This window comes from Kitasatospora sp. NPDC059646 (assembly GCF_042734615.1).
Taxonomy (GTDB): Bacteria; Actinomycetota; Actinomycetes; order Streptomycetales; family Streptomycetaceae; genus Kitasatospora.
On the sequence record NZ_JBHWDS010000004.1, the window covers coordinates 51,897 to 65,671 of the forward strand.

General features: G+C 72.3%; 12 protein-coding genes. All 12 read left to right on the forward strand.

Annotated elements, in window-relative coordinates; translation table 11 throughout:
- Positions 1 to 302 precede the first annotated feature (302 nt).
- The 12 genes from thrB (at position 303) to atpB (ending at position 13,694) form a co-directional block, all read left to right on the forward strand.
- On the forward strand, positions 303 to 1,220 hold the full coding sequence (gene thrB, locus ACFV1L_RS03825; protein WP_380362591.1) for a homoserine kinase: 918 nt from the start codon (positions 303 to 305) through the stop codon (positions 1,218 to 1,220).
- A 509-nt stretch (positions 1,221 to 1,729) separates the two neighbouring features.
- Positions 1,730 to 3,850: a transcription termination factor Rho gene (gene rho, locus ACFV1L_RS03830; protein WP_380362592.1), complete on the forward strand. Its 2,121-nt coding sequence runs from the start codon at positions 1,730 to 1,732 to the stop codon at positions 3,848 to 3,850.
- 142 nt (positions 3,851 to 3,992) lie between these two features.
- The gene (locus tag ACFV1L_RS03835; protein ID WP_380362594.1) at positions 3,993 to 5,105 is read left to right on the forward strand and encodes an LCP family protein; all 1,113 of its coding nucleotides are present in this window, start codon (positions 3,993 to 3,995) and stop codon (positions 5,103 to 5,105) included.
- A gap of 125 nt (positions 5,106 to 5,230) precedes the next feature.
- Positions 5,231 to 5,458, forward strand: a complete 228-nt coding sequence (gene rpmE / locus ACFV1L_RS03840; RefSeq protein WP_035866123.1) for a 50S ribosomal protein L31 — start codon at positions 5,231 to 5,233, stop codon at positions 5,456 to 5,458.
- 120 nt (positions 5,459 to 5,578) lie between these two features.
- Positions 5,579 to 6,655: a peptide chain release factor 1 gene (gene prfA / locus ACFV1L_RS03845; protein ID WP_380362596.1), complete on the forward strand. Its 1,077-nt coding sequence runs from the start codon at positions 5,579 to 5,581 to the stop codon at positions 6,653 to 6,655.
- An 18-nt stretch (positions 6,656 to 6,673) separates the two neighbouring features.
- Positions 6,674 to 7,540, forward strand: coding sequence for a peptide chain release factor N(5)-glutamine methyltransferase (prmC, locus tag ACFV1L_RS03850; protein WP_380362597.1), 867 nt, complete (start codon positions 6,674 to 6,676; stop codon positions 7,538 to 7,540).
- 118 nt (positions 7,541 to 7,658) lie between these two features.
- Positions 7,659 to 8,306 (forward strand): L-threonylcarbamoyladenylate synthase, encoded by a 648-nt coding sequence (locus tag ACFV1L_RS03855; protein ID WP_035866131.1) that lies wholly within the window; start codon positions 7,659 to 7,661, stop codon positions 8,304 to 8,306.
- A 32-nt stretch (positions 8,307 to 8,338) separates the two neighbouring features.
- Positions 8,339 to 8,974, forward strand: a complete 636-nt coding sequence (locus ACFV1L_RS03860) for a protein-tyrosine-phosphatase (protein ID WP_380362803.1) — start codon at positions 8,339 to 8,341, stop codon at positions 8,972 to 8,974.
- A 206-nt stretch (positions 8,975 to 9,180) separates the two neighbouring features.
- Positions 9,181 to 10,443, forward strand: a complete 1,263-nt coding sequence (gene glyA, locus ACFV1L_RS03865; RefSeq protein ID WP_380362599.1) for a serine hydroxymethyltransferase — start codon at positions 9,181 to 9,183, stop codon at positions 10,441 to 10,443.
- Between the two features lie 150 nt (positions 10,444 to 10,593).
- On the forward strand, positions 10,594 to 11,901 hold the full coding sequence (locus ACFV1L_RS03870) for a glycosyltransferase family 4 protein (RefSeq protein ID WP_380362601.1): 1,308 nt from the start codon (positions 10,594 to 10,596) through the stop codon (positions 11,899 to 11,901).
- A 278-nt stretch (positions 11,902 to 12,179) separates the two neighbouring features.
- On the forward strand, positions 12,180 to 12,602 hold the full coding sequence (locus tag ACFV1L_RS03875; RefSeq protein ID WP_035866139.1) for a hypothetical protein: 423 nt from the start codon (positions 12,180 to 12,182) through the stop codon (positions 12,600 to 12,602).
- A 282-nt stretch (positions 12,603 to 12,884) separates the two neighbouring features.
- On the forward strand, positions 12,885 to 13,694 hold the full coding sequence (gene atpB / locus ACFV1L_RS03880; protein ID WP_035866142.1) for a F0F1 ATP synthase subunit A: 810 nt from the start codon (positions 12,885 to 12,887) through the stop codon (positions 13,692 to 13,694).
- The last annotated feature ends 81 nt before the right edge of the window (positions 13,695 to 13,775 follow it).

The window sequence follows — 13,775 nt, forward strand, 5'->3', positions numbered from 1 at the left end:
GCGCCCGCCGCCTCGCGCGTGGGCCCCGCCCCCCCCCCCCACAACCAGGGGGGCCGCCCCCCCCCGGGGGGGGGGCCCCCCCCCCCCCGCCGCTTTCAGGTCATCCGACCGGCGCTTTTCCGCTGCTTGTGGCAACACGGAAGATCCGAGCCGAGCAGGGTGTACCGCTCTGGAACCTCTCTTCGATACGCTGGACCCCGGCGGGCCGCGCCACGCTGCGCGCTCCCTTCGACCACCCCGCCGCCGTACCACCGCAGGCCCCGTCGTCCGGGCCGCCCCCACTTTTCAGGAGTGTCCACCGCATGGCCGGTCCCGCGTTCCGCGCCGCCGCCGTCCGGGTCCGCGTCCCCGCGACCAGCGCCAACCTCGGCCCCGGCTTCGACGCCTTCGGCCTCGCCCTGGGCCTGTACGACGACGTCGTGGTCCGGGTCGCCGACTCCGGCCTGAGCGTGGACATCGCCGGCGAGGGCGCCGACACCCTGCCCCGCGACGAGCGCCACCTGCTGGTCCGCTCGCTGCGCGCCGCCTTCGACCGGCTCGGCGGACAGCCCCGCGGCCTCGAAGTGGTCTGCGCCAACCGCATACCGCACGGCCGCGGCCTGGGCTCCTCGTCCGCCGCGATCTGCGCCGGCATCGTCGCCGCCCGCGCCGTCACCATCGGCGGCGCCTCCGCCCTCGACGACGACGCGCTGCTCGCCCTCGCCTCCGAGCTGGAGGGCCACCCCGACAACGTCGCGGCCTGTCTGCGCGGCAACTTCACCGTCGCCTGGACCGAGGACGGCACCGCCCGCACCATCACGCTCGACCCCTCCGACCGGGTGGTTCCGGTCGTGTTCGTGCCCTCCACCGAGGTGCTCACCGAGACGGCCCGCGGTCTCCTCCCCAAGACCGTCCCGCTCGCCGACGCGGCCGTCAACGCCGGCCGCGCCGCCCTGCTGGTCGAGGCGCTCACCCGCCGCCCCGAACTGCTGCTCACCGCCACCGAGGACCGCCTGCACCAGGACTACCGGGCCTCCGCCATGCCCGACAGCGCCGCCCTGGTCGCCGCGCTGCGTGCCGAGGGCGTACCCGCCGTCGTCTCGGGCGCCGGGCCGACGGTGCTCGCGCTCACCGACGAGGCCGGCGCCGAGAAGCTGCTGAACTTCGCCGGGCCGCAGTTCGCCGCGCACCGGCTGGAGCTCGACCGCACCGGTGCGACCGTTCTGCCGCTCGACATGTGAGACGGACACGATTGACAAGCAAAGGGCTGGGGAATGTGTCAGGGGGTCGGTAGTGTTAACCTCATTGCTGCACCAGATGCCCTCCGGGGCCCGGTGCGACGCATCCCGATCCCGTTCCCCCGTCACGGGGGCCGGAAGCTCGGGATCACGATTCTCCGGGAGCCCGCCACACCGCGTACGCAGCCTGCCTGCGCGATTGAGGCCCATCCCGAAGCCGTGACGGCACCAGACTCCCACCCGCAGCCTCTGCACTGAGGCCCGGCCGGGCGGGGCCCGAACTGCCGCCGCGCGACGGGGGCCCGGGCATCAACAGGCGCAGCGAGGTCGGCACGAGTACCGGCCGTCCGCGCCACCTTCGCACCACAGTGCACCGCACTTCGCAGCTCCCCGGAAGGACCAGCCTTCCGCGGGAATCCAGCCCCTGACCAGCGCACAGAGATGCTGGACAGGACAGCACAACCGGTCGCCGTGCCAGACAGGCCGACGTCCGCTCCAGGGAAGGACCCTTAGTGAGCGACACCACCGATCTGATGGGCGCGCGCCCGGACGCCGAGGCGTCGGACGCTGCCGCCGCCCCCGCGGCTCCGGCGCGACGCCGTCGTACCGCTGCCGCCGGCCTGGACGGCCTGGTCCTGGCCGAGCTCCAGAAGCTCGCCTCGACCCTCGGGATCAGCGGTACCGGACGCATGCGCAAGAGCCAGCTGATCGAGGCCATCAAGGAGAAGAGCGGCGGAGACCCGCTGCTCGCGGGCGGCTCCGCCGCCGCCGCTCCCGCCGCCAAGAAGGCCGCCAAGTCGGCCGCTCCCGCCGCCGAGGCCGCTCCGGCCGCCGACGAGCAGGGCGAATCGGCGGCCTCGCCGCGGACCGCCCGCCGTGCCCGCACCGCCGCCGCCACCGAGCCGCAGCCGCAGGCGCAGATCGAGATCCCGGTGCAGGCCGCCGCCGAGACCGCGGCCGCCGCTGCCCGCAGCGAGCGCCCGCGCCGCCGGGCCACCGCCGCCGCCGGCGCGCCGACCGCCGAGGCCGCGGGCAGCACCGCCACCGCCGAGCAGGCCCAGCCGGCCGCCGAGGCCAAGGCCGAGGGCCAGCGCCCGGCCGCCGAGGGCGAGGGCCGTTCCGAGCGCCGCGAGCGCCGGGACCGCCGCGAGCGCCGCGACGGCGGCGAGCGCACCGAGCGTTCCGAGCGCACCGAGGCCCCCGCGGCCGAGGGCGACAACGAGATCCGCGAGTCCCGCCGGGACCGCCGCAACCGCCGCGAGCGCGACCGCGCCGACCGGCAGCAGGGCGGCCAGCAGCAGGACGGCGGCCAGTCCCGCCAGCAGGGCCAGCAGCAGGGCCAGCAGCAGGGCGGCGGCGCCCAGCAGCAGGGCGGCTACGACGACGACGAGTTCGGCGACGGGCGCCGCGGCCGCCGCGGCCGCTACCGCGACCGCCGGGGCCGCCGCCGTGACGGCTTCGAGGGCCAGGGCGGCCCCGAGGTCCCGCTGAGCGACGACGACGTCCTGATCCCGGTCGCGGGCATCCTGGACATCCTCGACAACTACGCCTTCGTCCGGACCTCCGGCTACCTGCCCGGCCAGAACGACGTCTACGTCTCGCTGGCCCAGGTCCGCAAGCACGGCCTGCGCAAGGGCGACGCCATCACCGGCGCTGTCCGGCAGCCGAAGGACGGCGAGCGCCGGGAGAAGTTCAACGCCCTGGTGCGCCTGGACTCCGTCAACGGCATGGACCCGGACAGCGGCCGCGGCCGCCCCGAGTTCGGCAAGCTGACCCCGCTGTACCCGCAGGAGCGGCTGCGCCTGGAGACCGACCCGGGCGTGCTGACCACCCGGATCATCGACCTGGTCTCGCCGATCGGCAAGGGCCAGCGCGGTCTGATCGTGGCCCCGCCGAAGACCGGCAAGACCATGATCATGCAGGCGATCGCCAACGCGATCACCCACAACAACCCCGAGTGCCACCTGATGGTCGTCCTGGTCGACGAGCGTCCGGAAGAGGTCACCGACATGCAGCGGTCGGTGAAGGGCGAGGTCATCTCCTCGACCTTCGACCGCCCGGCCGAGGACCACACCACCGTCGCCGAGCTCGCCATCGAGCGCGCCAAGCGCCTGGTGGAGCTGGGCCACGACGTGGTGATCCTGCTGGACTCCATCACCCGCCTGGGCCGCGCCTACAACCTGGCCGCGCCCGCCTCCGGCCGCATCCTGTCCGGTGGTGTCGACTCGACCGCGCTGTACCCGCCGAAGAAGTTCTTCGGCGCCGCGCGCAACATCGAGAACGGCGGCTCGCTGACCATCCTCGCCACCGCGCTGGTCGACACCGGCTCCCGGATGGACGAGGTGATCTTCGAGGAGTTCAAGGGCACCGGCAACATGGAGCTCAAGCTCGACCGGAAGCTCTCGGACAAGCGCATCTTCCCCTCCGTCGACGTGGACGCCTCCGGCACCCGCAAGGAGGAGATCCTGCTCGGCCACGAGGAGCTGGCCATCGTCTGGAAGCTCCGCCGGGTGCTGCACGCCCTGGACTCGCAGCAGGCGATCGAGCTGCTGCTGGACAAGATGAAGCAGACCAAGTCGAACGCCGAGTTCCTGATGCAGATCGCCAAGAACACCCCCGGTTCCGGCGACTGACCCGCCAGGACCCTCCGGGACCCCGTACCGCTCCGCGCGGTGCGGGGTCCCGGCGTTTTCCCGGGCGGGAGGCAGAACCGGGTCGCGCTACCGGCGCGTCACTTATGCTCGAAAGGTCGCACTCCTGGCGAAAAGAGGCGATATGGCCGAGCACCGGAAGGGCCGCACCCCGCGCCGCCGCGGACTGCGGATCGCGCTGTTCGCCCTGGCCGCCGTGGTGCTGGTGGCCGTGGGCCTGGGCGGCCTCGCCTACTGGAAGCTGAACCGCAACCTGCACGGCGTCGACATCTCCGGGCAGCTGGGCAGCGCCCGCCCGCCGGCCTCCACCGACGGCTCGTTCAACCTCCTGGTGCTCGGCTCCGACTCGCGGGCCGGCGCCAACGGCACCCTGGCGGGCGGCAGCACCGGCGACACCGCCCGCTCGGACACCGCGATGGTGGTGCACGTCAACCAGACCCACACGGCCGCCTCGGTGGTCTCGATACCGCGCGACACCCTGGTGGCCCGCCCGGCCTGCACCGGGACGGACGGCAAGCCGGTCCCGGCGGTCCGCAGCGCGATGTACAACTCGGCGTTCGAGGTCGGCGGCCCGGCGTGCGCGGTGAAGACCACCGAGCAGCTCACCGGGATGCGGATGGACCACTTCGTCGAGGTGGACTTCGCCGGGTTCGCCTCGCTGATCGACGCGATCGGCGGCGTGGACGTCACCACCACCGTGCCGATAAGCGACCAGGACAGCGGGCTGCACCTGGCGGCCGGCACCCACCACCTGGGCGGGCAGCAGGCGCTGGCGTTCGTCCGCACCCGGCACGGCGTCGGCGACGGCAGCGACCTGGGGCGGATCGAGCTCCAGAAGGAGATGGTGAAGGCCGTGCTGGGCCGGATCGGCGCGCTCGGCCTGGCCACCGACCCGGTCGCGATGTGGAACCTCGGGGACAAGCTGACCAAGTCCCTCACCACCGACTCCGACCTGGCGTCGGTGAGCTCGCTGGTGGGCCTGGCGCAGACCCTCAAGCAGATCGGCCCGGACCAGCTCACCATGGTCACGCTGCCGGTGGCGTACGCCGCCAGCGACCCGAACCGGGTGGTCCCCAGGGCTGCGGAGTCCCAGCAGCTGTGGGCGGCGCTGCGGGCCGACCGGCCGGTGCCGAGCACGGTGCTGGCCCAGCAGCCGACCAACCCGGCGGACGCCTCTCCGTCCGCCGCGGCCTCGCGCGCCACCGGCGCGGAGGCGGTGCTCGGGGGCGCGGAATAGCGGGCTCCGGCTCCCGGTTTGGGAAGAAGCGGGCAGTGCTGGCACACTGGTCCGTCGGTCCCGGTTCACGCGTGGATGTCCAAGTCCGCCGACCCGGTGCCCTCCCGATCAGCTAGGAGAATCCGTTGAAGTCCAACGTTCACCCGGAGTACGTGGTCACCAAGGTGACCTGCACCTGCGGCAACGAGTTCACCACTCGCTCGACCGAGACCAGCGGCGAGATCCGCGCCGAGGTCTGCTCGAACTGCCACCCGTTCTACACCGGCAAGCAGAAGATTCTGGACACCGGTGGCCGCGTGGCCCGCTTCGAGGCGCGCTTCGGCAAGAAGCTCTCCGGCAACAAGTCGGCCTAGCGCTTCCACGGCGCCGGTCTCGGGTGTCCCCGTGTTCGTTCACGGGGGCGTCCGGGCCGGCGCCGTTCGCGTCTCTCCCGCCACACCCCCGTTCGGCACTCACGGAAGTAGGACCACCCGATGTTCGAGGCAGTCGAAGAGCTCCTCGTCGAGCACGCCGACCTCGAAAAGAGGCTGGCCGACCCGTCGGTGCACGCCGACCAGGCGAACGCGCGCAAGCTGGCCAAGCGGTACGCCGAGCTGACCCCGATCACCCGCACCTACCTGGCCTGGAAGCAGGCCGGCGAGGACATCGCCGCCGCGCGCGAACTCGCCGTCGAGGACCCGGACTTCCTCGCCGAGGCGAAGGCGTCCGAGGCGCGCCGGGACGAGCTGACCGAGGAGCTGCGGCTGCTGCTGGTCCCGCGCGACCCCAATGACGACAAGGACGTCATCCTGGAGGTCAAGGCGGGCGAGGGCGGCGAGGAGTCTGCGCTGTTCGCCGGCGACCTGCTGCGGATGTACCTGCGGTACGCGGAGCGGGTCGGCTGGAAGACCGAGATCATCGACGCCAACGAGTCCGACCTCGGCGGCTACAAGGACGTCTCGGTGGCCGTGAAGACCAAGGGCAACGCCGAACCCGGCCACGGCGTCTGGGCGCAGCTGAAGTACGAGGGCGGCGTGCACCGCGTGCAGCGGGTGCCCGCGACCGAGTCGCAGGGCCGCATCCACACCTCCGCCGCGGGCGTGCTGGTCACCCCGGAGGCCGAGGAGGTCGAGGTGGAGATCCACGCCAACGACCTGCGGATCGACGTCTACCGGTCCTCCGGCCCGGGCGGGCAGTCGGTCAACACCACCGACTCCGCGGTCCGGATCACCCACCTGCCGACCGGTATCGTGGCGTCCTGCCAGAACGAGAAGAGCCAGCTGCAGAACAAGGAGCAGGCGATGCGCATCCTGCGTTCGCGGCTGCTGGCCGCCGCGCAGGAGGAGGCCGAGCGGGAGGCGTCCGACGCCCGCCGCAGCCAGGTCCGCACGGTGGACCGCTCCGAGCGGATCCGGACGTACAACTTCCCGGAGAACCGCATCTCCGACCACCGCACCGGCTTCAAGTCGTACAACCTGGACCAGGTGCTGGACGGCGACCTGAACGCGGTGATCCAGTCCTGTGTGGACGCCGACGCCGCGGCCAAGCTGGCCGCCGCGCAGGAGAACTGAGCCTAAGGGGCCCGAGGGATGAACCTGCTGCTCGCCGAGGTGGCCCAGGCCACCCAGCGCCTGGCCGCGGCCGGGGTGCCCTCGCCGCGCTTCGACGCGGAGGAGCTGGCCGCGCACGTCCACGGGGTGAAGCGCAGCCAGCTCCACACCGTGCCGGACGGCGACTTCGACGCCCGCTACTGGGAGGCGGTCTCCCGCCGCGAGCAGCGCGAGCCGCTGCAGCACATCACCGGGCGCGCGTTCTTCCGCTACCTCGAACTGGAGGTCGGCCCCGGGGTGTTCGTGCCCCGGCCGGAGACCGAGTCGGTGGTCGAGTGGGCGATAGACGCGGTCCGGGCGATGGACGTCGCCGAGCCGCTGGTGGTCGACCTGTGCACCGGCTCCGGGGCGATCGCGCTGGCCCTCGCCCAGGAACTGCCGCGCTCCACGGTGCACGCCTTCGAACTCGACGAGGGCGCGATCGCGTACACCCGCCGCAACATCGAGGCCAGCCCCGACCGGGCCCGGGTCCACCTGCACCAGGGCGACGCCACCAAGGCGTTCGTCGACGACCGGGCCTGGGACGGCCGCTTCGACCTGGTGATCAGCAATCCGCCGTACATCCCGCTCACCGAGTGGGAGTACGTCGCCCCCGAGGCCCGCGACCACGACCCGCAGATGTCGCTGTTCTCCGGCGAGGACGGCCTGGACACCATCCGCGGCATCGAGCGGGTCGCCGCCCGGCTGCTGAAGCCCGGCGGCGCGGTGGTGATCGAGCACGCGGACACCCAGGGCGGCCAGGTGCCGTGGATCTTCCGCGAGGAGAGCGGCTGGACGGACGCCGCCGACCACCGGGACCTCAACAACCGCCCCCGCTTCACGACCGCCCGCAGGGCCTCGTTGTGAACCTCGGGCGCGGCACGACGGGTCCGGAGGGGCTCGTCGTGCCCACCGGACGCCGCACGACCGCGCGTCGCGCCCCGCTGCAGACCACCACAGATGTCACCGGAAGGGGATTGCTCCGATGAGCCGCCGATACGACTGCTCCGATGCCCAGGACCGCGCCAGCGGGCTGCGTGAGGCCGCCACCGCGATCCGCCGCGGGGAGCTGGTCGTGGTGCCGACCGACACGCTGTACGGGATCGCCGCCGACGCGTTCTCGCCGGAGGCGGTGGGCGCGCTGCTGGCCGCCAAGGGCCGCGGGCGGAACATGCCCTCGCCGGTGCTGGTCGGCTCGCCGACCACGCTGCACGGGCTGGTCACCGACTTCTCCGAGCAGGCCTGGGAGCTGGTGGACGCGTTCTGGCCGGGCGGCCTGACCCTGGTGGCCCGGCACCAGCCGTCGCTGCGCTGGGACCTCGGCGAGACCCGCGGCACCGTCGCGGTCCGGATGCCGCTGCACCCGGTCGCGCTGGAGCTGCTGAACACCACCGGCCCGCTCGCGGTGTCCTCCGCCAACAAGACCGGCGGCCCGTCCCCGTCGACCTGCGACGCCGCCGAGGAGCAGCTCGGCGACGCGGTGTCGATCTACCTCGACGGCGGGACGGCCGACTACGCCACGGCCTCCACCATCGTCGACGTCACCGGCAAGGTGCCGGTGGTGCTGCGGGCGGGCGCGATCAGCGTCGAGCAGCTGAGGGAGGTCGCTCCGGACGTCGAGGCCGGCAGTTGACCGCCGTCCCGTTGTACGGAGCGGGGAGTGCCCTGGCGCCGTTCCCGGCGTCCGGGCCCGTCCCGCTGGACACCTTTCGGATCCTCTTCGTCTGCACCGGCAACGTCTGCCGCTCCCCGATCGCCGAGCGGCTGGCCCGGCTGGAGCTGGACTCCCGGCTGGGCGCCCCGGTGGGCCGCCGGATCGTGGTGGAGAGCGCCGGCACCTGGGGTCACGAGGGCGCCCCGATGGAGGCGCACGCGGCCACCGTGCTCGGCGAGTACGGCGCGGACAGCGCGGACTTCGCCGGCCGGGAGCTGCTCGACGAGCACGTGATCGACGCCGACCTGGTGCTGACCGCGACCCTGGACCACCGCGCGCAGGTGATCTCGATGGGGCACGCGGCGGGTCTGCGCACCTTCACGCTGAAGGAGTTCACCCGGCTGGTGCAAAGGGTCGACCCGCGGACCCTGCCGGACCCCCGGGACGGCGCGCGGCTGACCGAACGCGCCCGCGCGCTGGTCCGCTCGGCCGCCGCACTGCGCGGCTGGCTGCTGGCCGCGTCTCCGGAGTCGGACGAGCTGAGGGACCCGTACGGGGCACCGATCGGCATGTTCCGCAACTGCGGCGAGGAGATATTCGACGCGCTGGACCCGGTGGTGACCGCCCTGACCGGCGTGGACCGGTGAGTTGAGCGCCCTCCACTAAAGTTTCGGTGGAGGATTTGTGAAGCCCATGTGCGCGGGCGGTGCAGGTCGGCGGCGGGCAACCGGAAAGGCGCAGTCCCGCGTGTGCGGGCGGGCCCGGCGGCGGGGGCCGACCTACGCTGGAGGAATCTCCGCCCGCACCGGCCCCCCGGCCCCCGGCTGGGGGACCCCCCACCCGGGAGCCCACCATGACGGTCGCCGACGCCCAACCGATCCACTGGCAGGCCGCCGAGGCCCTGCGCGCGGCCGACCCGCTGATCGCCGACCTGCTCACCGCCGAGGACGAGCGCCGGGCCGACTCCCTGCAGCTGCTGGCCGGCGAGAACCTGGCCACCCCCGCCGTGCTGGCCGCGCTGGCCGGCCCGCTGGTCGACAAGTACGCCGAGGGCTACCCGGGCCGCCGCCACCACACCGGCTGCGCCCCCGCCGACACCGTCGAGCTGCTGGCGATCGACCGGGCCCGCGAGCTGTTCTCCGCCCCGCACGCCAACGTCCAGCCCCGGTCCGCGACTTCGGCCGTCCTGGCGGCCTACGCGGCGCTGCTGCGGCCGGGCGACGCGGTGCTGGCGATGTCGCTGGAGCACGGCGGCCACCTGAGCGCCGGCTCCCGGGCCAACTTCTCCGGCCGCTGGTTCCAGTTCCACGGCTACGGGGTGCGCGAGGAGGACGGCCTGATCGACCTGGAGCAGGTCCGCCGGCTGGCCCTGGAGCACCGGCCGAAGGCGATCGTCGCGGGCGGCATCTCCTACCCCCGGCACCTCGACTGGGCGGCCTTCCGGGAGATCGCCGACGAGGTGGACGCCTACCTGATCGCCACCGCCGGGCAGACCGCCGGCCTGGTCGCGGCCGGCGCCGCGCCCTCCCCGGTGCCGTACGCGGACGTCACGGTGGTGGCCACCCACAAGCTGCTGCGCGGCCCGCGCGGCGGCCTGCTGCTGTGCGGCGCCGAGCTGGCGGACCGGATCGACCGGGCGGTGTTCCCGTTCTGCCAGGGCGGGGCGGCGATGAACGAGGTGGCCGCCAAGGCGGTGGCGCTGGCCCAGGCCGCCACCCCCGGGTTCGCCGAGTACGTCCGCCGGGCGGTGGACGGGGCGCGGGCGCTGGCCGCCGCACTGGCCGCCGCCGGGGCCGCGCCGCTCACCGGCGGCACCGACACCCACCTGGTGACCGCCGAGGTCGGCACCCTCGGCCTGACCGGCGTGGAGGCCGAACGCCGTTGCGCCGCAGCCGGGTTGATGCTCGGCCGGTGCGCCGTCCCGTACGATCCGGCGCCGCCCACCGAGACCTCCGGGATCCGGCTGGGAACGGGCGTGTGCGCCGCGCAGGGGATGGGGGAGTCCGAGCTCGGCGAGGTCGGCGAGCTGCTCGGCCGGGCGCTCTCCGGGGACGGCGGGGAGCCGGTCCGGGCCCGGGTCCGGGAGCTGGCGCGGGCCTTCGCCGGGCGCCGCTGAACGATCGCCGGCCGCGGAGGCGAACCGCGATGCGGGGGCCGGGCGTCGGAGTCAATAAGGTGTGCACCGTGGCGACGCACCTCGAACCCCGAACCTGCGCGGGAGTACCCTGCGTACTCGACCGTCGGACCGCGACCCTGGAGGCCAGTGGTGCGTGAGTATCTGCTGGTCCTGTTCGTCTCGGCGGCGGTGACCTACCTGCTGGTCAGCCCCGTGCGCAAGTTCGCGATCGCGGCCGGCGCGATGCCCGCCGTCCGGGCGCGTGACGTGCACCGCGAACCGACCCCCCGGCTGGGCGGCATCGCGATGTTCGGCGGCCTGCTGGCCGGCCTGCTGGCGGCGTCCCAACTCACCAACCTGGGGCGGCTGTTCGTGCAGAGCGCGGACGTCAAGGCGCTGCTGTCCGGGGCCGGGATCATGTTCGTGCTGGGCGTCCTGGACGACAAGTGGGGCGTCGACGCGCTGGTGAAGCTCGGCGGCCAGATGATCGCCGCCGGCGTGATGGTCTGGCAGGGCGTCACGGTGATCTCCATCCCGGTGCCCGGCTACGGCCCGGTCGCGGTGACCCCCACCCAGGGAATGATCATCTCGGTCACGCTGGTGGTCGTCATGGTGAACGCGGTGAACTTCATCGACGGCCTGGACGGCCTGGCGGCGGGCATGGTGTGCATCGCCGCGATCGCGTTCTTCCTGTACTCGTACCGGCTCTGGCTGGGCTACGGCATCAACGACGCCGCGCCGGCCGCGCTGTTCACCGCGGTGCTGATCGGCATGTGCCTGGGCTTCCTGCCGCACAACCTGCACCCGGCGCGGATCTTCATGGGCGACTCCGGCTCGATGATGCTCGGCCTGATGCTGGCCGTCGCCGCGATCTCCATCACCGGCCGCGTCGACCCCGACCTGGTGTCCGCCCGGACCGGTTCGCAGACCCTCGCCGTGCACGCCCTGGTGCCGATCTACATCCCGCTGCTGCTGCCGCTGACCGTGATCGCGCTGCCGCTGGCGGACCTGCTGCTGGCCGTGGTGCGCCGCACCTGGGCGGGCAAGTCGCCGTTCGCGGCGGACAAGCAGCACCTGCACCACCGGCTGCTGGAGGTCGGGCACTCGCACAGCCGGGCCGTGCTGATCATGTACTTCTGGGCCGCGCTGATCGCCTTCGGCACCGTCGCGGTCTCGGTCACCAACACCGGCCGCACCGTGGTCCTCACCATGGCGGGCCTGTGCCTGGTCGGCCTCGCGGTGCTGCTGATGCCGCGCTTCAAGCCGCGCGCCCCGAAGGCCGTCCAGCCGTTCGTGCCGCCCCGCTACCGCAACGGCGAGCAGGCCCCGGCGGAGGGTGCGGCGGAGAGCGCCGAGACGCCCGCGATGGCCGAGCTGTCGGCCGAGGACAAGGCCCTGCTGGGGCGGATCGGAACGGGCGCGACGGCGGCCGGCCGACGCGGCGACCAGCAGTCCTGACGGAGCGTCAACTCCCGCCGGGCCGTTCGGATGCACCCGTTCGGCGGCACCGGCGGGGGGATGGTGTGACAGGTGCCACACGTTCATGGTAAAGCTCTCATCAAATAGTTTGTGATACCGTTCACGAGTACCGAGAACACGCCGAAAGACCTGACAGGTGGAGGACTTCCGTCCCTGGTCGGTCTCCGCGACGGGCTCGCCTGAACGGCGGTCCGCGGCGTGGTCCTCGCTCACGTACTTCTGCCCCTTGCCGCCGACATGCCGCCGGAGCTGCCGACATGCCGTCCCACGACGCCCGGATCCTCCGTGGCGCCGCAATTCCCACTGCGGCCGCCGGAGTGATCGCCATGGTCATCTCCTTCGCCGTCGCCCAGGGGAAGGGACTGCTCGGCGCCCTGCTCGCGACCGTGGTGGTGCTGGGCTTCTTCAGCTTCGGGCAGGTCGCGCTCGACCGCCTGACCCGGAACAACCCGCAGATCATGATGGCCGCGGCGCTGATGGTCTACACGACCCAGATCGTCGCGATCGGCATCCTGCTCGCGGTGGCCAAGCACCTGACGTTCTTCGACCGCAAGGTCTTCGGGTTCACCCTGCTCGGACTCGCGATCATCTGGACCGCCTTCCAGGTCCGGGGTGCGCTGAAGGCGAAGATCTATTACGTGGAACCCGACGGCAAGCCGAAATCCGGGCGTCAACCGTGAGCGGGGCACACTGTCCCCCTCGCGAGGGGGGCGGTGTTTATGCCCTCCTGACGGGCTGCTATCGTCCGTCCCAACGGCGGAGTACGGGAAGCGGCCAGGTCCCTCCGAGAATCGGACGGATCGCCCCCCGGCTCCACGAAGCTTTCGAAGATCCCGCGGCGTGGATGTGCGCCGCGCGGGGTCCGCGAGAAATCCAACTAGTTCCAGTGCCGCACCGTGGCCGCAGGCCACGCCGACACACCGAGGTTGCCGTAACCATGCGTCAGAACGAAGGAGTCTGTGGTGGGTGCTGACGTCCAGCTCGCCTCCGAGGCCGGTTGCCACTTCGACTCCGGCTGCGGCTTCCCCGCCCCCGGCCTGAACGAGTTCGACTTCAAGCCGATCTTCACGGTCGGCGGCGTCGACTTCAACAAGCCGATGCTGCTGTCGATCATCTGTGCGCTGCTGGTGGTCGGCTTCTTCTGGGCCGCGTTCGCCAAGCCGAAGCTGCTCCCGGGCAAGCTCCAGCTGGTCGGCGAGATCGGGTACGACTTCGTGAAGCGGAGCATCGTGCTCGAGACGATCGGCAAGAAGGGCGAGAAGTACGTCCCGATGCTGGTCTCGATGTTCTTCTTCGTGTGGATCATGAACATCATGTCCATCATCCCGTTCGCCCAGTTCCCGGTGGCGTCGAAGATCGCCTTCCCCGCCGGCCTCGCACTGGTCGTCTGGATCACCTACATGTCGCTGACGTTCAAGAAGCACGGCTTCGTCGGCGGTATGAAGAACCTCTGCTGGCCGTCCGGCATCCCCGGCTGGGTCATGTTCATCCTGGTGCCGATCGAGTTCTTCTCGAACATCTTCGTGCGCCCCTTCACCCTCGCGGTCCGAGCCTTCGCCAACATGTTCGCCGGTCACCTGCTGATCGTCGTCTTCTCGGTGGCCTCGTGGTACCTGCTCAGCCCCACCATCGGCGCCCTGTACGGCTCCGTGTCCTTCGTGGTGGCCGTCGGTCTGACCGCCTTCGAGCTGCTGGTGCAGTTCCTGCAGGCGTACATCTTCGTGATGCTCGCCAGCAGCTACATCGCCGGTGCCCTGGAAGAGGCGCACTGAGCCCCGCGGCCCCGGCCGCGCCCTTGAACTCCCGGTGGCCAACACCCACCGGTATCCCATCCCCGCAAAGGATTAGCTGAG

Excerpts from the sequence above, each read along its gene's own strand:
- thrB (WP_380362591.1), top strand. The coding sequence starts at position 303 with ATGGCCGGTCCCGCGTTCCGCGCCGCCGCCGTCCGGGTCCGCGTCCCC.
- ACFV1L_RS03835 (WP_380362594.1), top strand. The coding sequence starts at position 3,993 with ATGGCCGAGCACCGGAAGGGCCGCACCCCGCGCCGCCGCGGACTGCGG.
- prfA (WP_380362596.1), top strand. The coding sequence starts at position 5,579 with ATGTTCGAGGCAGTCGAAGAGCTCCTCGTCGAGCACGCCGACCTCGAA.
- prmC (WP_380362597.1), top strand. The coding sequence starts at position 6,674 with ATGAACCTGCTGCTCGCCGAGGTGGCCCAGGCCACCCAGCGCCTGGCC.
- ACFV1L_RS03855 (WP_035866131.1), top strand. The coding sequence starts at position 7,659 with ATGAGCCGCCGATACGACTGCTCCGATGCCCAGGACCGCGCCAGCGGG.
- glyA (WP_380362599.1), top strand. The coding sequence starts at position 9,181 with ATGACGGTCGCCGACGCCCAACCGATCCACTGGCAGGCCGCCGAGGCC.
- ACFV1L_RS03875 (WP_035866139.1), top strand. The coding sequence starts at position 12,180 with ATGCCGTCCCACGACGCCCGGATCCTCCGTGGCGCCGCAATTCCCACT.